The sequence below is a fragment of the Xenorhabdus siamensis genome (assembly GCF_037996745.1).
Lineage (GTDB): Bacteria > Pseudomonadota > Gammaproteobacteria > Enterobacterales > Enterobacteriaceae > Xenorhabdus > Xenorhabdus indica.
Window position 1 is genome coordinate 1 of record NZ_JBBMXE010000009.1, and the last position, 20,090, is coordinate 20,090.

Below are 20,090 nucleotides of genomic sequence, written 5' to 3' on the forward strand. Positions count from 1 at the left end.
ATGACCCCAATAAGTATTCCAGAGGGATGCATGCGCATTCCGTTCTGCTTTTTGCACCTGATAAGCAACAGGTCGTTGGACTCATTGAGCAGGCACGTTGGACCCGAGACCTTCAGGCTTACGGGCAAAATCAATATCATGCGAGCAGAGCTTATAAAGACAAAGAAAGCTATAAATGGGAACGGGCTTCACGCGCAATGGAAGCCCGCCTCGGTGCTGACATGCGAAAAGTTATCTCGGTCTGTGACCGGGAAGCAGACATTATCGAGTACCTGACCTATAAGGTCTCAAATCATCAGCGCTTTGTCGTTCGCTCTATGCAAAGCCGTTGCATAGAAGAAAGCAGCGACAAGCTTTATCATTACAGTGGCGCCTTGGTGTATGCGGATACGAGAACGGTTCAAGTGAGGCAAAAAGGCGGGCGAAAAGCGCGTGATGCACACTGCGAAGTGCGTTATGCGGCGGTGACCGTAAAAATCCCGGCGAATAAAACCGGTGACGGCGTCCCACTGTACTATGTCGGTTGTCAAGAAACGGGAAATCATGATGGCTTGAGCTGGCACATTCTGACCTCAGAACCCGTGAAAACAAAAGAAGATGCCCAGCGTATTCTCGATTACTACGAAAAACGGTGGCTGATTGAAGAATTTCACAAAGCGTGGAAAAGCGGTGGCACTCAGGTTGAAGAGTTACGCATGCAAAGCAAAGAGAATTTAGAACGCATGGTAGTGATACTCGCGTTTATTGCAGTCCGTCTTCATCAATTGCGCTATCTGGGGCTTAATAAAGAGGAAGCAGAAAAGCAGAGCTGTGAAATGATCCTGAGTCCGCTAGCGTGGAACTTACTGTGGTCAAAGCAAAACAAATCGAAACCACCGAAGAAAGCCCCAAGCCTCTACTGGGCCTATATTAACCTCGGCAAGCTTGCAGGTTGGTACGATTCAAAACGTAATGGTTGAGTAGGATGGGAAAGGCTATGGGAAGGATGGTTCATATTACAAACCCTCCTTGAGGGTTACTTGCTTGCACAGTCTCTTGAGCTATAGATGTGATCAAGAGACAGGGAATTTTCCGGCCTTTTTACTATCCGGTTTTTTGCAGAAAAATAAATAGCCCGCAATTAACAAGATATTTTTGTGAACTTTTTGATGTTATGAGCACACAGAGCAGATTACATAAAGGTACTTACTAAAATATACCCCACAGCACAAGCACTGCAAACACCGATCAAGCCCGGAACAAGGAAACTATGATTGATGATAAATTTTCCGATCTTTGTTGTCCCAGAGCGGTCAAACCCAATACATGCCAGATCACTTGGGTAGGTAGGTAAAACAAAATAGCCGTAGGCTGCCGGGAAGAATGCGATTAAAAGTTTAGAATCAACACCAAGTTGTAATCCCATTGGCGCGATTGCAGTTAAAGCTGCGGCTTGGCTGTTAACCAACTTTGATACCAGGAACAATACTAACGCATAAGTCCAGGGGTTTGCTTGTACGACATCTTCTAATACCAGCTTCAGCTCGCCTAAATGGGTGTGGAAAAACGTATCACTCATCCATGCCACACCAAAGACCGAGAAGATTGCAACCATTCCTGCTTTAAACACAGCGCTATTGGCGATTTCACTGGTTTTAACCTTACATGTCATTAAAATAATAGAACCAGCAATTAGCATCATCATCTGGATGACCAGATTCATGGAAAGCGGTTTTAATTCTCCTTTGATTTCAAAAGAAGGGCGTAATTCTGTAAATGCACCAAATAATACTACCACTGCAATTGCGGCGAAGAAGATCCAGGTTGCTCTGTACGCTTGTTTAGGAAATACTTGATCTAATAAGGTTTCTGAACTGCCATAGATAAACTCACGTTGTTTGGGATCTTTGATTTTCTCTTGGAATTCTTCATCCTTATCCAAATTTTTGCCACGACGCAAACTCCATAGTGCAGCAAGTATTACTCCTGTCAGTGATGCAGGAATTGAAACTGCCAGAATTTCTAAGATTCCGTAAGAACGTCCAATACCATGACTGGCAGCAATAATTGACACTAAAGAAACAACAGCAACAGAAACAGGAGAAGCTGTGATTGCCATCTGAGAGGCAACAGAAGCAACAGCCATTGGACGTTCAGGGCGTATCCTTTTTTTTAAGGCAATATCACCGATGATCGGAAACATGGTATAGACTACATGACCAGTACCACAGAGGAACGTTAACATCCATGTCGTTAATGGAGCCAGGATAGTAATATGCTGCGGATGGCGGCGAAGAAGACGTTCAGCACATTGCATCATGACGTTTAGCCCACCGGCAGTTTGCAACACGGATGCACAACCGATAACTGCAAGAATAGTGAGCATCACGTCAACTGGGGGCTTACCTGGTTCCAATCCAAAAACAAATGTTAGTATAAAAAGTCCGATACCACTGATCAGCCCCAATCCCATGCCCGCATAACGCGTACCTATCAATAAGCATATAATTATTATGGCAAATTGCAGCGTTATCATATCTGTCCTTAATAAATGAGTAAGAAATAAAAGTTGATAATTCAGCCGCTTTAAGCAGTGTTATTCAACTATTCTTTATAAGTGTTGTTTTATAGTTTCAAACCAACACAAAAAACACATATTAATATTATGAAAATCCAAATATAAAAATGGGATTGAGATCTTATTTTTATCATATGATTTTTAAAGTAATTTATCTTTCTTATAAATAAATTATGAATGGTAAATAAAATATTTCCATTGTAAGTGATATTATAAAATTTTATGATCTCATTGTTAACATTAATGCTATCTAATATATTTATTGTGAAAATTAAAATATATTGAAATTATTAATATATTTATTAATTTTAATTACGAGATCAATATTGTGTAAAATTAATTTTACATTTTCGTAAAAAGATATAAACAATTGGATTGTAATCTTTACGAAGCATGGTATGTTATTTGCCAAACATTAAAACCAACGTTAAACAGACAAACAAAAACAGGTATGAAAAATGATCATGCAAAAAGATGCGCTTAATAACATTCATATTCTTGATGAACAGATTCTTATTACACCAGAAGAGCTGAAGCAAAAATATCCATTGAGTAGCAGCGATAGGCATGCCATTACAAACGCACGTAATACTATTGCTAATATCATCCATCACAATGATCCCCGTTTGTTGGTAGTATGCGGCCCGTGTTCCATTCATGATGTAGAAGCTGCCCTTGATTATGCTCATCGCTTGAAATCACTTTCTGCCGAACTAAGTGATTGCCTGTATATTGTTATGCGTGTCTATTTTGAAAAACCCCGCACCACAGTTGGTTGGAAAGGTTTAATTAGTGATCCTTATATGGATGGATCGTTTGATATGGATGCCGGGTTACATATCGCCCGCCGTTTATTACTGAACTTAGTAGAAATGGGATTGCCATTGGCAAATGAAGCGCTTGATCCTAATAACCCTCAATATTTGGGCGATCTTTTTAGCTGGTCAGCAATCGGAGCAAGAACAACAGAATCCCAGACTCATCGTGAGATGGCCTCAGGGTTATCTGTATCAGTAGGTTTTAAAAATGGCACTGACGGTAATTTAAATACGGCCATTAACGCCATGAAAGCCGCAGCTATGCCACATCGCTTTATGGGAATAAATCAGTCAGGCCAAGTTTGTCTGCTACAAACTCAGGGTAATCCGAACGGCCATGTAATCTTGCGTGGTGGGGTAGAACCTAATTACAGCCCTGAACATGTATGTGAATGTGAAAATCAGATGATTGAGGCGGGGTTGGTGCCATCACTGATGATTGATTGTAGTCATGGGAATTCTAATAAAGATTTTCGCCGCCAAAGCGTCGTGGTTGATTCTGTTGCTGAGCAGATTATGGCTGGAAATCAATCCATTATTGGTATTATGTTGGAAAGCCATATTAATGAAGGGAATCAGTCTTCAGAATTACCTCGTTCTGAAATGCGATATGGGGTTTCAGTAACTGATGCTTGTATCAGTTGGCAAATGACTGAACAGTTATTAAGAAAGTTACATCGGCAAATCAAACCTCACTTATCAAAACGTAACATAATGATGCAACAGGCAGGATAATTGATATGGCAGCAGAATTATCTCAATTGCGGGAGCAAATTGATGAGGTAGATAAGGCTCTATTGAGCTTACTGGCTAAGCGCATGGCTCTGGTAGCGGAAGTGGGAGAAATTAAGAGTCAACTTGGCTTGCCGATTTATGCACCTGAACGGGAGGCAAGCATGTTGGCTTCTCGCCGTCAAGAAGCAGAAACATTGGGGATCTCTCCAGACTTAATTGAAGATATTCTGCGCCGTATTATGCGGGAATCCTATGCCAGTGAAAATGATAAGGGATTTAAAAAGCTCAACCTTCAAATGGGGCCTATCGTTATTGTTGGTGGTTCTGGGAAGATGGGAAGGTTATTCAATCGCTTGCTGACCTTGTCTGGTTATGAGGTTCGGATCCTTGAGGCAGATGATTGGGATCAGGCTGATCATATATTAGTTGATGCTGGTATGGTCATCATCAGCGTACCAATCCATTTAACTGAAGCGATTATCCACCGTTTACCACCCTTGCCAAAACAATGTATCTTGGTAGATTTGGCTTCTATTAAACGGAAACCCCTTCAGGCTATGCTTGATGTGCATAAAGGACCAGTTTTGGGATTACACCCGATGTTTGGGCCTGATGTGGGAAGTTTTGCTAAACAGGTTGTTGTTTACTGTGATGGATGCCAACCAGAATCATATCAATGGTTTTTGGAACAAATATCGGTGTGGGGTGCACGATTACATAAAATCAGTGCGGAACAGCATGATAAAAATATGAGTTTTATTCAAGCATTACGTCACTTCACGACGTTTTCTTATGGCCGACATCTTGTACAAGAAAAGATCGACTTGCAGCAATTATTATCACTGTCTTCACCTATTTATCGGTTGGAACTCGCCATGGTTGGACGGTTATTTGCGCAAGATCCGCAATTATATGCTGATATTATTATGTCCAGTCCTGAAAATATTGAGGTGATACGTCGTTATCACCAGAGCTTCGGGCAAGCCTTGGAATTATTGGAGAATAAGGACAAAACAGCATTTATTACGAGTTTTAATCAAGTAAGTGAATGGTTTGGTGATGAGGCCATTCGATTTATGAAAGAAAGTAGAACGCTTTTACAACAAGCCAATGATAGCCGAGTATAATAGCTTGAATATAGAGAAAGGAGACCGGATGTTGCCACCCGGTTTTCTATCTTAGAATGGATTTATTGGGATCACGTTTTCTGAGGGATAGCACCCCAATACTTTCAAGAAGCGAGTAATTTCAGATAGTTCCTTAAGCGCTTGTTGCATTTCCATAGAACGCAAATTGGCCTGAACATCAATATAAAACATCTCTTCCCACGGCTTACCGCTTATTGGGCGTGACTCCAATTTACTCATAATAATATCGTGTTTTTTTAAGATAATGAGTGCATCGACCAGAGCTCCTGCCTGTTGTCTTGTGTACATGATAAAAGTTGTTTTAGCAGGAACCTGATCTGATACTTCAATAGGCTTTTGGGCGATAACAATAAACCGAGTGCTGTTGTTTTGTTGGTTTGCCAGATTATTTTCTAAAACCTGTAGACCATAAAGCGCTCCTCCGGCTTCACTTCCCAATGCTGCTACTTCTGGGGAATTCAATTCGGTTACTTTCTGCATAGCAGTAGCTGTACTTTCACAATAGACGATATTCCAGTCTGGAAATTGATTGAGGTATTGGCTGCATTGTTGGAAAGGTTGGGAATGGCTGTATACCGTTTTTATTTTCGAAGTATCACTTTTTTGGGCAACCAGTAAACAGTGGTTGATAGGCAAAGTGATCTCCCCGACCAGAGACAATGGGGTGTACTGTAATAGATCATACACATCATTGATTGCTCCGGTACTGGTATTTTCGAGAGGCAGAATACCGTAATCCGCTTGACCAAGTTCCACTAATGAAAAGATGTCTGCAAATTTGTGGCAGCTACATTCAATTAATTGATTGAAATGGCGTGCTGAAAATTGGCGAGCGGCAAGGTGAGAATAAGAGCCTCTGGGACCAAGAAAGGTAATCCGGGCGGTATCATAAGGTGTTTGGTTCAGATGCTGTTGTAACAATGCTTGTTGTGTTAGTACAGAATCTTCAATGATCATTTGGAACAAGCGGGTAATATAAAATCCGTCTAACCCTCGAGATTTACCTTTATTGATTAACACATCCAGTAGTTCCCGTTCCCGGTTTTTATCTCGTATCGGGCGATGATCGAGAAGTTTGGTTTGTGCAATGTCACTGGCCAATTGTCGGCGTCTTGCGAGTAGATCCAGTAAATTTGCATCAATATCGCTAATTTCTTGACGAAGGTAAATTAAATCTCGTTCCATAGTATATTCCTGACATTTTTATTATAGAAATAATTTTTATCTTTCAAATTATAGAATTAAGTCTATTGGGTATATAAGTTGTGGCCTATAAAATAAAAAACCTCCCATCGATAGGGAGGTTTTTCTGTTCGTCTTCTTTTTATTTTTAAAACGAAAAACCTCCTTATGGGAAGGCAAAAAAGAAAAAGGAGAAGAACAAGGTAGCAAGCATATCGTCTGTATGTATCTTATTTTTGCAAAGTGAATAATGTTCTTTAATTAACCTATTTGGTGAGGTATGTCAACATACCCGTTGTTTTTTTAAGTTGCAGTTTTATGAGTTATATCTTGAAACTCATTGGGCATTGAAGAGGGATAAAGTCAGTAAAAACGCGCTCATTGAGCGCGCTAAGAAAAAATGGTAGTTACATCTCTAAATTAAGATTGGACTCTTTCACACTATGATCTGCTCGTCGAGCTTCTCCTTTATGCTGAACTTTATTAAGTTGGCGTTCTAATTTTGTCAGCAACTCATTAATAGCTGCATACATATCTTCATGTTTGGCACTGGCAACTAATGTACCATTTGGTGTGCCGATTGTGGCATCAACCAAGAATCCTTGGGGTTCTTTTGAAAGTACAATATGTGGATTGATTAGATTAACTTGCCATTTATTCAACTTGTTTAGACGGTCTTCTACATGGCTACGAATTGCGGGGGTAATTTCCATTTGTTTGCTGGTAATGTTTACTAACATATAGTTACCTCTTTATGTTACTCCGTCTTCGATAGTTTCAGCATAACGCTCTTTTGCGGAAAAAGAATGATCTAAATCACTTTTATTAGTCGATTTAGAAGTGGATTGATGAAACTGTGATTCACCGTGAAGATATGGGTAATACTTGTTGCTAAGAGAAGCGTTATGCGTCATTATCGATTAGTTATGGTATTATCAACTCAGTTAACAATTCCAGAATTTAAATTGGTTTCATTGGGTAATGATGCTAAAAAACAGCAGCTATACATATAACTGCTAACTGCTGTTTTTGTTATTTGATGTTTTTTTGAAACTCTATACCGGATTAGCTGCAATTAATGCTGCGACTTTATCTGCTTCGGTTTTCAGCCCTAATGCTTTATATGCTTTCTCCATGTAAGGCAGCGATTCTCTGGTTGAATGAGCATCGGGATAATCACGTAACATTTGTTCTGCACGATTGACAACTGCCACATAAGCACCGCGTTTAGTATAATATTGCACAACTGCAAGCTCATGTTTAGCTAAACGCTCTTTGAGGAAAATTAAACGCTTATAAGCATCTGCAGCATATTGACTGTTAGGATAGTAGCGCACTAACTGTTTGAAATCGCGGAAAGCCGCCCGCGCATTTTCAGGATCACGGTCTGAACGGTCAATCCCCAAAAAATCCTGCAAGAGATTATCATCCATCGCTTGTAACACCAGAGCCCGCATATATAGTACGTAGTCGATATTAGGATGGGTTGGATTCAGACGCATGAAACGTTCAGCAGATGCAAGCGCTAGAGGAAATTCCGCTGATTTATAATAAGAATAGATCAAGTCAAGCTGAACCTGTTGAGAATACGGCCCGAAAGGATATCGGTTATCAAGGGATTCCAATTGCTTAATAGCCAATTTATAGTTACCGTTTTGTAGTTTTTCCTGCCCATTTGAATAAATTTGAGATGGCGGGATATCAGGAACAGTCTCTTTGTTGCTGGAGCATCCAGATAAAACTAGGCTCAATGTGGCCGAAGCCACCAGATATTTCATGCGAATCATCACGTGTTGATTACCCTCTGATTGTTTTCTGGGAGACTATCCGCGAAGGATTATCCGTGAAGCTCCCGGCAAAAGATAGAGTTACAATAGCATACTATTTTAAATGAAACGGCCTCGCCGTCAAAACTCAACGTAAAATATAGAAATTATATATGGCACAACAAATACGACTTAATACAACAGTCGCTGAATCTCAGCTTGGTCAACGTTTAGATCAAGCTCTGGCTGAATTGTTCCCTGATTATTCAAGATCACGGATAAAAGAGTGGATTTTGCATGACAGAGTTCAGGTTAATGGCAAATTGATTAATAAGCCAAAAGAAAAAGTACTGGGCGGCGAAGAAATTTCCATTGATGCTATTATTGAAGAGGATACTCGTTGGGAGCCACAAAATATTGAACTGAATGTTGTCTATGAAGATGACGATATTCTGGTGATTAATAAACCACGTGACTTGGTTGTACATCCTGGTGCTGGGAACCCTGATGGCACAATATTGAATGCTCTGCTATATCGTTATCCTGAAATTGCAGATGTTCCCCGTGCTGGCATCGTGCATCGCCTTGATAAAGATACTACGGGTCTGATGGTTGTCGCAAAAACAGTACCAGCGCAGACTCGTTTAGTGGAATCTCTGCAATTGCGTGAAATTACCCGTGAATACGAAGCTATCGCTTTGGGACATATGACTGCGGGTGGAATAGTGGAGGAACCGATATCCCGTCACCCAACAAAACGGACGCATATGGCTGTTCATCCAATGGGCAAACCAGCGGTGACTCACTACCGAATCATGGAGCATTTCCGGGCACATACCCGTTTGCGCTTGCGTCTGGAGACAGGCAGAACACACCAAATCCGTGTGCATATGACCCATATTAAACATCCACTGGTTGGTGACCCGCTATATGGCGGTCGGCCTCGTCCTCTGAAAGGGGCTTCTGAAGAATTTCGCGAAGTGATGCGCAACTTTGATCGTCAAGCATTGCATGCCACTATGCTACGTCTTTATCATCCAATAACAGGTATTGAAATGGAATGGCACGCAGCGTTACCGGATGACATGGTTAGACTTATTGATGTAATGAAGGTAGATGCTGAAACTTTCAAAGACGAGATGGATTGGTAGGCAATGGCACCACTAATATTTCCTGACTGGGCACAACCTGAAAGCGTTTGTGCATGTAGTACAACCCGGACGGGAGGTATCAGCCTGCCCCCTTATGATGGACTGAATTTGGGTGGCCACGTTGGGGATGACCCTGAATGTGTAGAGAAGAACAGAGAACTCTTGGTTGAATATGCTCATCTGCCACAGCAACCTATCTGGTTGAATCAGGTACATGGAACGCGTGTCATCAGATTGGATGATCAATTAGTGGAAGACAATCGGGCTGATGCTGTTTACACAAATAGAGCAGGGCAGGTTTGTGCTGTAATGACAGCAGATTGCTTGCCTGTGCTTTTTTGTTCCAGTAATGGAGATGAGGTTGCAGCAGCTCATGCAGGCTGGCGTGGATTATGTGCCGGGGTGCTGGAAAATACAGTAGCTCACTTTAGTGCAAAACCTGACATGATCTGTGCATGGTTGGGGCCAGCGATTGGCCCTGAAAAATTTGAAGTCGGGCGTGAGGTAATGGATGCCTTTATAGCAACCAATCCAAATCTGGAACAAGCCTTTACACCTTATGGTGTTAAATTTTTGGCAAATATCTATTTACTGGCTAGATTAAAGTTGCAGTCTATTGGAATAAATGAAGTTTTTGGGGGCACTGTTTGTACGGTTTCCGAGGAGAAGAACTTTTTTTCTTATCGTCGTGATGGTATCACCGGACGTATGGCAACTTTAATCTGGTTGAGATAACCTATCTCGCAGGACGATCTTTGGTGCATAGCATAAAGTCTCCAATTAACTTTTCAGAATACCTTGAATATTTAAGGAATGACCTTATTTAATCTCCAGTAGCAAATTCTGACCAGTATTGGAGGTGTTATGCGTCTGGATCGTCTTACTAATAAATTCCAGCTTGCTCTCGCTGACGCCCAATCTCTCGCATTAGGGCGTGATAATCAATTCATTGAACCTGTCCATTTGATGAGCACATTGCTTAACCAGGAGGGAGGCTCCGTTCGTCCTTTATTAATGTCCGCAGGGATTGATACGAGTCACTTGAATGATCGGCTTAACCTAGCTTTGGATAAATTTCCGAAAGTGGAAGGTAGTGGCGGTGATGTGCAACTATCTAATGAGTTAGGACGTTATTTAAATCTGTGCGACAAGCTTGCTCAAAAAGCAGGTGATAATTTTATTTCTTCTGAACTCTTTGTTCTTGCAGCGTTAGAAGAGCGTGGCACATTAAGTGACATATTGAAAGCCGCGGGAGCAACTAAAGATAAAATCACTAAGGCCATAGAAAAGATACGTGGTGGTGAAAAAGTCAATGACCAAGGTGCCGAAGATCAACGTCAGGCACTGAAAAAATACACAATTGATCTAACTGAACGGGCTGAACAAGGTAAGTTAGATCCCGTGATAGGACGTGACGAAGAGATTCGTCGAACAATTCAGGTATTACAACGTCGAACCAAGAATAATCCTGTGCTGATCGGTGAACCTGGGGTTGGGAAAACAGCTATCGTTGAAGGGTTGGCACAACGTATTGTTAATGGTGAAGTTCCTGAAGGACTGAAAAACAAACGTGTACTGTCTCTTGATATGGGAGCATTGTTGGCGGGGGCTAAATATCGTGGCGAATTTGAAGAGCGTTTGAAAGGTGTTTTGAATGATCTCGCTAAACAGGAAGGTTCGGTCATTCTGTTCATTGATGAATTACATACGATGGTAGGTGCAGGTAAAGCTGATGGTGCTATGGACGCTGGCAACATGCTGAAACCCGCACTGGCACGAGGGGAATTGCACTGTGTTGGTGCGACAACATTAGATGAATATCGTCAGTACATTGAGAAAGATGCAGCTTTAGAACGCCGCTTCCAGAAAGTTTATGTTGCGGAGCCTACTGTTGAGGACACTATTGCTATTTTACGTGGCCTTAAAGAGCGTTATGAGTTGCACCACCATGTTCAAATAACTGATCCAGCAATTGTTGCTGCGGCGACATTATCTCATCGTTATATTTCTGATCGTATGTTACCTGACAAAGCGATTGACTTAATTGATGAAGCTGGAGCCAGTCTGCGTATGCAGATGGATTCTAAGCCAGAGGCATTAGATCGTCTGGAACGTCGAATTATTCAGTTAAAACTTGAGCAGCAGGCTTTAAAAAAAGAATCGGATGATGCCAGTAGAAAGCGTTTGGATATGTTGAATGAAGAGCTGGCGGAAAAAGAACGAGAATATTCTGAGCTGGAAGAAGAGTGGAAAGCAGAAAAAGCCGAGCTTACCGGTACTCAAAACATCAAGGCTGAATTAGAAAATGCACGTATTGAGTTAGAAAAAGCCCGTCGTAGCGGTGACTTGGCAAAAATGTCAGAAATTCAGTACGGAAAAATTCCCGAATTGGAAAAACTTCTTACTGCTGCGACCACAGCAGAAAGTCATCCAATGAGATTGCTGCGTAATAAAGTTACTGATACTGAAATTGCTGAAATTCTTGCTCGCTGGACGGGAATCCCTGTATCCAGGATGTTGGAAAGTGAAAAAGATAAGTTATTGCGCATGGAACATGAATTACACAAACGTGTCATTGGGCAAAATGAGGCCGTTGATGCTGTGTCGAATGCAATTCGACGTAGCCGTGCTGGTCTATCTGATCCAAACCGCCCGATAGGTTCTTTCATGTTCTTAGGGCCAACAGGGGTTGGTAAAACTGAGTTGTGTAAGGCGTTGGCTAATTTCCTGTTTGATAGTGACGATGCAATGGTACGTATCGACATGTCTGAATTTATGGAAAAGCATGCCGTTTCAAGATTAGTGGGTGCTCCTCCTGGGTATGTTGGGTATGAAGAAGGGGGATATCTGACAGAAGCAGTGCGCCGTCGTCCTTACTCTGTCATTTTATTAGATGAAGTTGAAAAAGCTCATCCAGATGTTTTCAATATCTTGTTACAAGTCTTGGATGATGGTCGCTTGACTGATGGTCAAGGAAGAACAGTAGATTTTCGTAATACCGTTGTAATTATGACCTCTAACTTAGGTTCAGACATGATTCAGGAGCATTTTGGTGCACTGGATTATGTAGGAATGAAAGATATGGTGATGGAGATAGTTGGTCGCCATTTTAGACCTGAGTTCATTAACCGAGTTGATGAAGTTGTTGTATTCCATCCACTAGGAAAAGAACATTTGAAATCTATTGCGAATATCCAATTACAGCGTCTATATAAACGTTTGGAAGAACGTGGCTATCAAGTCACAATGACTCTATCAGCTTTGGAAAAACTGAGTGACGCTGGTTTTGATCCGGTATATGGAGCGCGCCCATTAAAACGGGCTATCCAGCAAGAGATTGAAAATCCGCTGGCTCAGCAGATCCTTTCAGGGAAATTGATGCCAGGTAAATTGGTCACATTAGATTTGGAAAATGATCATATTATTGCAAGACAATAATATTTTTTTACTCAATTCGCTTTGTGATGTTCTATAGGTAGTTATTTTTATAGACAATTGTTGAGTAGTAAAGTCGTTAAGCAATATAAAAAATCTTACAAATATGAAAAAAGAGGTGAAAAAATCACCTCTTTTTTCGTTTGTTAGGTCAAAAACTTATCTAAAAGGCTTGTTTTGAGTAATAAATGGTCGATTGAGTTATTTTTTTTAAAATAACTGTTGCCACTATCATAAAAGTCCCTATAATGCGCCTCCGTTGTCACGATGAACACACAAATGAATCAACGTGACAAGAGCTGAAAGCCACGAAAATAAAGGCTTGACACGCTGAGAGGAAGGCGTAAGATACACCACCTCAGGCAAGAAGAGAGATAACTTCTGCCCATGCTCTTTAACAAATTAATCAGACAATCTGTGTGGGCACTCGCAAGACACCGTCGAAAGCCGAAAGGCAAAAAGATTAAGTCTTGAAGAGTGACTGAACAGTTAATTCATTACGAACTAACAGTTTAATTCTTTGAGCAGCAAACTTTGAATTGAAGAGTTTGATCATGGCTCAGATTGAACGCTGGCGGCAGGCCTAACACATGCAAGTCGGGCGGCAGCGGGGGAAAGCGTGCTTTCCTGCCGGCGAGCGGCGGACGGGTGAGTAATGTCTGGGGATCTGCCCGATGGAGGGGGATAACCACTGGAAACGGTGGCTAATACCGCATAACCTCTGGGGAGCAAAGTGGGGGACCTTCGGGCCTCACGCCATCGGATGAACCCAGATGGGATTAGCTAGTAGGTGGGGTAAGGGCTCACCTAGGCGACGATCCCTAGCTGGTCTGAGAGGATGACCAGCCACACTGGGACTGAGACACGGCCCAGACTCCTACGGGAGGCAGCAGTGGGGAATATTGCACAATGGGCGGCAGCCTGATGCAGCCATGCCGCGTGTATGAAGAAGGCCTTCGGGTTGTAAAGTACTTTCAGCGGGGAGGAAGGCGTGAAGTTGAATACACTTTGCGATTGACGTTACCCGCAGAAGAAGCACCGGCTAACTCCGTGCCAGCAGCCGCGGTAATACGGAGGGTGCAAGCGTTAATCGGAATTACTGGGCGTAAAGCGCACGCAGGCGGTCCATTAAGTTAGATGTGAAATCCCCGGGCTTAACCTGGGAATGGCATCTAAGACTGGTGGGCTAGAGTCTCGTAGAGGGGGGTAGAATTCCACGTGTAGCGGTGAAATGCGTAGAGATGTGGAGGAATACCGGTGGCGAAGGCGGCCCCCTGGACGAAGACTGACGCTCAGGTGCGAAAGCGTGGGGAGCAAACAGGATTAGATACCCTGGTAGTCCACGCCGTAAACGATGTCGATTTGGAGGCTGTGCCCCTGAGGTGTGGCTTCCGGAGCTAACGCGTTAAATCGACCGCCTGGGGAGTACGGTCGCAAGATTAAAACTCAAATGAATTGACGGGGGCCCGCACAAGCGGTGGAGCATGTGGTTTAATTCGATGCAACGCGAAGAACCTTACCTACTCTTGACATCCAGCGAAGCCTTTGGAGACAGAGGCGTGCCTTCGGGAGCGCTGAGACAGGTGCTGCATGGCTGTCGTCAGCTCGTGTTGTGAAATGTTGGGTTAAGTCCCGCAACGAGCGCAACCCTTATCCTTTGTTGCCAGCACGTTAGGGTGGGAACTCAAGGGAGACTGCCGGTGATAAACCGGAGGAAGGTGGGGATGACGTCAAGTCATCATGGCCCTGACGAGTAGGGCTACACACGTGCTACAATGGCGGATACAAAGAGAAGCGACCTCGCGAGAGCAAGCGGACCTCATAAAGTCTGTCGTAGTCCGGATTGGAGTCTGCAACTCGACTCCATGAAGTCGGAATCGCTAGTAATCGTAGATCAGCATGCTACGGTGAATACGTTCCCGGGCCTTGTACACACCGCCCGTCACACCATGGGAGTGGGTGGCAAAAGAAGTCGGTAGCTTAACCTGCGGGAGGGCGCTGACCACTTTGTGATTCATGACTGGGGTGAAGTCGTAACAAGGTAACCGTAGGGGAACCTGCGGTTGGATCACCTCCTTAACCTATGAGGGTGAACTGTGAGTGTTCACACAGATTGTCTGATGAATGAAAGAGACGTATCGGCAGGCTTGTAGCTCAGGTGGTTAAGCGCACCCCTGAAGTCCCCTTCGTCTAGAGCCTCAGTCCTAGGACTCAGGCCAATTTTTTTTTGGCGGCAAGCCGGTAACGTGATAAATGGGGCTATAGAATCCCCTAGGGGACGCCACTTTGCACTCAGGCGCCGGGTGATCCCGCGGCGCCAGCAACGGTATTGTTCAGAAAGCGGGCTTGAAAGCCGGTTTAGCAATACCAGCTCTTTAACAATCTGGAACAAGCTGAAAATTTGAAACACTCAGTAGATGTCAAATGACAACTATTGAGGAGTCTCTCAAAACTCCAGTCCGAAGACTTCTTCGGGTTGTGAGGTTAAGCGACTAAGCGTACACGGTGGATGCCTAGGCAGCTGAAACATCTCAGTACCCCGAGGAAAAGAAATCAACCGAGATTCCCCCAGTAGCGGCGAGCGAACGGGGAGGAGCCCAGAGCGATCAGCAGTGTCAGCGTCAGGAGAACGGTCTGGAAAGGCCGGCAGTAAAGGGTGACAGCCCCGTATCCGAAGACGCTGGCAGTGTGAGCTCGACGAGTAGGGCGGGACACGTGGTATCCTGTCTGAACAGGGGGGGACCATCCTCCAAGGCTAAATACTCCTGACTGACCGATAGTGAACCAGTACCGTGAGGGAAAGGCGAAAAGAACCCCGGCGAGGGGAGTGAAAGAGAACCTGAAACCGTGTACGTACAAGCAGTGGGAGCACCTTCGGGTGTGACTGCGTACCTTTTGTATAATGGGTCAGCGACTTATATTCTGTAGCAAGGTTAACCGTTTAGGGGAGCCGCAGGGAAACCGAGTCTTAACGGGGCGCGAAGTTGCAGGGTATAGACCCGAAACCCGGTGATCTAGCCATGGGCAGGTTGAAGGTTGGGTAACACTAACTGGAGGACCGAACCGACTAATGTTGAAAAATTAGCGGATGACTTGTGGCTGGGGGTGAAAGGCCAATCAAACCGGGAGATAGCTGGTTCTCCCCGAAAGCTATTTAGGTAGCGCCTCGTGAACTCATCTCCGGGGGTAGAGCACTGTTTCGGCTAGGGGGTCATCCCGACTTACCAACCCGATGCAAACTGCGAATACCGGAGAATGTTATCACGGGAGACACACGGCGGGTGCTAACGTCCGTCGTGAAGAGGGAAACAACCCAGACCGCCAGCTAAGGTCCCCAAGTCCTGGTTAAGTGGGAAACGAAGTGGGAAGGCTCAGACAGCCAGGATGTTGGCTTAGAAGCAGCCATCATTTAAAGAAAGCGTAATAGCTCACTGGTCGAGTCGGCCTGCGCGGAAGATGTAACGGGGCTAAACCAGGCACCGAAGCTGCGGCAGCGACATATTAATGTTGCTGGGTAGGGGAGCGTTCTGTAAGCCGCTGAAGGTGAACCGTGAGGTTTGCTGGAGGTATCAGAAGTGCGAATGCTGACATAAGTAACGATAAAGCGGGTGAAAAACCCGCTCGCCGGAAGACCAAGGGTTCCTGTCCAACGTTAATCGGGGCAGGGTGAGTCGACCCCTAAGGCGAGGCTGAACAGCGTAGTCGATGGGCAACAGGTTAATATTCCTGTACTCGGTGTTACTGCGAAGGGGGGACGGAGAAGGCTATGTCATCCGGGCGACGGTCGTCCCGGTTTAAGCGTGTAGGTGGGATAACCTGGCAAATCCGGTTATCTGTAACACTGAGGCGTGATGACGAGGCACTACGGTGCTGAAGTGACAGATGCCCGGCTTCCAGGAAAAGCCTCTAAGCATCAGGTAACAGTGAATCGTACCCCAAACCGACACAGGTGGTCAGGTAGAGAATACTCAGGCGCTTGAGAGAACTCGGGTGAAGGAACTAGGCAAAATGGTGCCGTAACTTCGGGAGAAGGCACGCTGGCATTAGGTGAAGGGACAGGCGCCCGGAGCCAAAGCCAGCCGCAGATACCAGCTGGCTGCAACTGTTTAATAAAAACACAGCACTGTGCAAACACGAAAGTGGACGTATACGGTGTGACGCCTGCCCGGTGCTGGAAGGTTAATTGATGGGGTTATCCGTAAGGAGACGCTCTTGATCGAAGCCCCAGTAAACGGCGGCCGTAACTATAACGGTCCTAAGGTAGCGAAATTCCTTGTCGGGTAAGTTCCGACCTGCACGAATGGCGTAATGATGGCCAGGCTGTCTCCACCCGAGACTCAGTGAAATTGAACTCGCTGTGAAGATGCAGTGTACCCGCGGCAAGACGGAAAGACCCCGTGAACCTTTACTATAGCTTGACACTGAACATGGAGCCTTGATGTGTAGGATAGGTGGGAGGCAGTGAAGTGTGGACGCCAGTCTGCACGGAGCCATCCTTGAAATACCACCCTTGAATGTTTGATGTTCTAACGCCGGCCCGTTATCCGGGTTGCGGACAGTGTCTGGTGGGTAGTTTGACTGGGGCGGTCTCCTCCCAAAGCGTAACGGAGGAGCACGAAGGTCAGCTAATCACGGTCGGACATCGTGAGGTTAGTGCAAAGGCATAAGCTGGCTTGACTGCGAGCGTGACGGCGCGAGCAGGTACGAAAGTAGGTCTTAGTGATCCGGTGGTTCTGTATGGAAGGGCCATCGCTCAACGGATAAAAGGTACTCCGGGGATAACAGGCTGATACCGCCCAAGAGTTCATATCGACGGCGGTGTTTGGCACCTCGATGTCGGCTCATCACATCCTGGGGCTGAAGTAGGTCCCAAGGGTATGGCTGTTCGCCATTTAAAGTGGTACGCGAGCTGGGTTTAGAACGTCGTGAGACAGTTCGGTCCCTATCTGCCGTGGGCGCTGGAAGATTGAAAGGGGCTGCTCCTAGTACGAGAGGACCGGAGTGGACGCACCACTGGTGTCCGGGTTGTCATGCCAATGGCACTGCCCGGTAGCTAAGTGCGGAAGAGATAACCGCTGAAAGCATCTAAGCGGGAAACTTGCCTTGAGATGAGTCTTCCCTTATCCCTTGAGGATACTGAAGGGCCGTCCGAGACCAGGACGTGGATAGGCTGGGTGTGTAAGCGTTGCGAGACGTTGAGCTAACCAGTACTAATGTACCGTGCGGCTTAACCTGACAACACCGAAGGGGTTTTGCGGGTTTTGAGAGAGAAGAAAGCGCAGGTTTCAGATAAAAGAGCGCCCTGAAACGGGGCGTCAGCTTGTTCGGGATTGAACACAGGATTTGTCTGGCGGCAATAGCGCGGTGGTCCCACCTGACCCCATGCCGAACTCAGCAGTGAAACGCCGTTGCGCCGATGGTAGTGTGGGGTCTCCCCATGCGAGAGTAGGGCACTGCCAGACATCAATTTGACAGAGAAGCCATCCTTAACCGGATGGCTTTTTTGCGTTTGGGATAATCGTTTATTTTTTCAGTTCTTATCCGTTATTTTTGCGAGAATAAGCAGCCAGTACGGTTCTTTCTGATAAATCCAGATAAACTTCCATTTTCTGCGCTGCTAGTTCTGTCTGACCTGAATCCAGAAGCTCTAGAATATATGCATTCTTATCGACATAAGGAGCGTATAACAGTTCTGGTTCATTCAAAAGGCCAAAAGCTAAACGAAGTTCTGCCGAAATATTGCGGTAGAATGTTATTAATCTTTCACTGTCGGTTAGTTCTACGATAGCAGCATGGAAACGCATATTGGCAGTACCAACTCTGACCCAATCTTGCTGGTTTTGACATTGCTGGGCATTTGCTACTGCTTCCCGCATTTTGGTAACAGCAGGATGCATAGGGTATGCTTGTGCAAGTGCTTGGCATTCAATCAGTTTCCTGACTCGATAGATATCAATAATTGACGCAATATCAGGTGTTGCTACAAACACACCACGATTGGGTTGATGTTTTAATAACCCTTCTTGAGTAAGAGTGCGGAATACTTCCCGTAAAGTATTGCGTGAAATTTCAAGTTGTTCACTTAGGATTGCTTCTGATAAACGTTGTCCGGGTAATAATTCTCCGATAACCAGTTTATTTCTTATGATTTCTGCAATTTTCTTACTCAAAATTTGAGGAGAACTCTCTCTTTTCATAGTTATCCATTGGGTATCGCTGAGAAAAGTGCCTTTGGTGTTCAAAAGTTAATCTTCACATATTCTTGAATAACCAGCAAGTTACGATTATTTGCCTAAAATAACATAACATTATTCTTTTCATCCTAATCCTAAGATTGTGTATTTCAATATTGTTTACCTCAATATTACGTGCTTGAGAATTCGGTCGGGAATATGAATAAAGTGATCTCTGTTGGATTTTTACACTATATATACCAATTTTGTTTGATTATTTTCTCGTCAGAAATTATCTATTGTTCAACAATATTACAATGATGATTTAACAATATGATGAATGTAATCGATTTAAATAGCGATCTCGGTGAGAGTTTTGGTCAGTGGAGGATGGGAAATGATGAAGAAATGCTGGGGATTGTCAGCAGTGCAAATGTTGCCTGTGGTTTTCACGCAGGTGATCCGGCAGGAATTTTGCGGACTCTGAAATTAGCGAAGGAAAATCAGATCGTTATTGGGGCCCATGTTTCTTATCCTGATTTAGTTGGTTTTGGCCGTCGTAATATGGATCTCGCCAGCAATGAACTTACCGCAGATGTGATTTATCAGATTGGTGCTTTACAAGGACTGGCTACATCAATAGGAACAACAATCAGTTATGTAAAACCACACGGTGCGCTTTATAACACGATAGCTAATGATAAACAGCAGGGGCTTGCGGTTATTGAGGGCATATTGGCGATTAACCCAAATCTTGCATTGATGGGATTGGCTGGCTCAAATATCCTCCGGCTGGCGCAAAAAAAAGGTCTGAAAACTATCTCTGAGGCCTTTGCAGATCGTGCCTATACATCGAAAGGAGAATTGGTTTCCCGTCGTGAAGAAGGTGCTGTATTGCATGATGCTAACTATGTTGCACAGCGTATGTTGCAGTTAGTGACAGAGGGAGGAGTAGAATCTATTGATGGAAAATTCACCCCTATTGAAGCAGATTCTATTTGTGTACATGGTGATAGCTTAGGGGCGCTGGATATGGCCAGACAAATAAAAACTGTCTTGCAACAGGCAGGGATCACCATTCGATCATTTATCCATTCATAACCACATAGATTAATGATTTCAGGA

At 44.3% G+C, this 20,090-nt stretch carries 11 protein-coding genes, 3 rRNA genes, 1 pseudogene and 1 other annotated feature; of the genes and pseudogenes, 10 read left to right on the top strand and 5 right to left on the bottom strand.

From position 1 onward, the window contains the following. Nucleotides 1-1,046, top strand: a pseudogene (locus AAC852_RS09185) (IS4 family transposase); the annotation flags it as partial. A gap of 125 nt (nt 1,047-1,171) precedes the next feature. On the opposite strand, the gene AAC852_RS09190 reads toward AAC852_RS09185, so the two are convergent. Beyond that, on the bottom strand, nt 1,172-2,515 hold the full coding sequence (locus AAC852_RS09190) for an anaerobic C4-dicarboxylate transporter (RefSeq protein ID WP_340620773.1): 1,344 nt from the start codon (nt 2,513-2,515) through the stop codon (nt 1,172-1,174). 500 nt (nt 2,516-3,015) lie between these two features. On the opposite strand from AAC852_RS09190, the gene AAC852_RS09195 reads away from it, so the two are divergent. Together AAC852_RS09195 and tyrA are read left to right on the top strand one after the other, a co-directional pair. Next, the gene (locus AAC852_RS09195) at nt 3,016-4,110 is read left to right on the top strand and encodes a 3-deoxy-7-phosphoheptulonate synthase (RefSeq protein ID WP_340620774.1); all 1,095 of its coding nucleotides are present in this window, start codon (nt 3,016-3,018) and stop codon (nt 4,108-4,110) included. A gap of 5 nt (nt 4,111-4,115) precedes the next feature. Beyond that, the gene (gene tyrA / locus AAC852_RS09200) at nt 4,116-5,237 is read left to right on the top strand and encodes a bifunctional chorismate mutase/prephenate dehydrogenase (protein WP_340620775.1); all 1,122 of its coding nucleotides are present in this window, start codon (nt 4,116-4,118) and stop codon (nt 5,235-5,237) included. Nucleotides 5,238-5,288: 51 nt separating this feature from the next. On the opposite strand, the gene pheA is transcribed toward tyrA, so the two are convergent. The 3 genes from pheA to bamD all read right to left on the bottom strand — a co-directional run bounded on the left by pheA (nt 5,289) and on the right by bamD (nt 8,227). Then, nucleotides 5,289-6,443, bottom strand: a complete 1,155-nt coding sequence (gene pheA, locus AAC852_RS09205) for a bifunctional chorismate mutase/prephenate dehydratase (protein WP_340620776.1) — start codon at nt 6,441-6,443, stop codon at nt 5,289-5,291. Nucleotides 6,444-6,533: 90 nt separating this feature from the next. After that, nucleotides 6,534-6,655 (bottom strand) — a sequence feature (Phe leader region). 192 nt (nt 6,656-6,847) lie between these two features. After that, entirely contained in the window at nt 6,848-7,180 is a 333-nt protein-coding gene (gene raiA / locus AAC852_RS09210) for a ribosome-associated translation inhibitor RaiA (RefSeq protein WP_340620777.1), read from the bottom strand. A 315-nt stretch (nt 7,181-7,495) separates the two neighbouring features. After that, complete coding sequence (gene bamD / locus AAC852_RS09215; RefSeq protein WP_340620957.1) at nt 7,496-8,227, bottom strand: outer membrane protein assembly factor BamD; 732 nt, start codon at nt 8,225-8,227, stop codon at nt 7,496-7,498. 152 nt (nt 8,228-8,379) lie between these two features. Between bamD and rluD the strand changes: the two genes are divergently transcribed. The 6 genes from rluD to rrf all read left to right on the top strand — a co-directional run bounded on the left by rluD (nt 8,380) and on the right by rrf (nt 18,254). Next, nucleotides 8,380-9,357 carry a 23S rRNA pseudouridine(1911/1915/1917) synthase RluD gene (rluD, locus tag AAC852_RS09220; RefSeq protein WP_340620778.1) on the top strand — a complete coding sequence of 326 codons (978 nt, stop codon included), beginning with the start codon at nt 8,380-8,382 and terminating at the stop codon, nt 9,355-9,357. A gap of 3 nt (nt 9,358-9,360) precedes the next feature. Then, nucleotides 9,361-10,092 carry a purine nucleoside phosphorylase YfiH gene (gene yfiH, locus AAC852_RS09225; protein WP_340620779.1) on the top strand — a complete coding sequence of 244 codons (732 nt, stop codon included), beginning with the start codon at nt 9,361-9,363 and terminating at the stop codon, nt 10,090-10,092. A gap of 129 nt (nt 10,093-10,221) precedes the next feature. Continuing rightward, nucleotides 10,222-12,795 carry an ATP-dependent chaperone ClpB gene (gene clpB, locus AAC852_RS09230; RefSeq protein ID WP_340620780.1) on the top strand — a complete coding sequence of 858 codons (2,574 nt, stop codon included), beginning with the start codon at nt 10,222-10,224 and terminating at the stop codon, nt 12,793-12,795. A 533-nt stretch (nt 12,796-13,328) separates the two neighbouring features. Continuing rightward, nucleotides 13,329-14,871 (top strand): 16S ribosomal RNA (locus AAC852_RS09235). 403 nt (nt 14,872-15,274) lie between these two features. Beyond that, nucleotides 15,275-18,027: ribosomal RNA gene (locus AAC852_RS09240) — 23S ribosomal RNA — on the top strand. Nucleotides 18,028-18,138: 111 nt separating this feature from the next. Continuing rightward, a 5S ribosomal RNA gene (gene rrf / locus AAC852_RS09245) occupies nt 18,139-18,254 on the top strand. The 16S, 23S and 5S rRNA genes sit together here, the layout of an rRNA operon. Before the next feature lie 75 nt (nt 18,255-18,329). On the opposite strand, the gene AAC852_RS09250 is transcribed toward rrf, so the two are convergent. Next, on the bottom strand, nt 18,330-18,989 hold the full coding sequence (locus AAC852_RS09250) for a GntR family transcriptional regulator (protein ID WP_340620781.1): 660 nt from the start codon (nt 18,987-18,989) through the stop codon (nt 18,330-18,332). Between the two features lie 309 nt (nt 18,990-19,298). On the opposite strand from AAC852_RS09250, the gene AAC852_RS09255 reads away from it, so the two are divergent. Then, nucleotides 19,299-20,066, top strand: a complete 768-nt coding sequence (locus AAC852_RS09255; RefSeq protein ID WP_340620782.1) for a LamB/YcsF family protein — start codon at nt 19,299-19,301, stop codon at nt 20,064-20,066. Nucleotides 20,067-20,090: the final 24 nt, after the last annotated feature.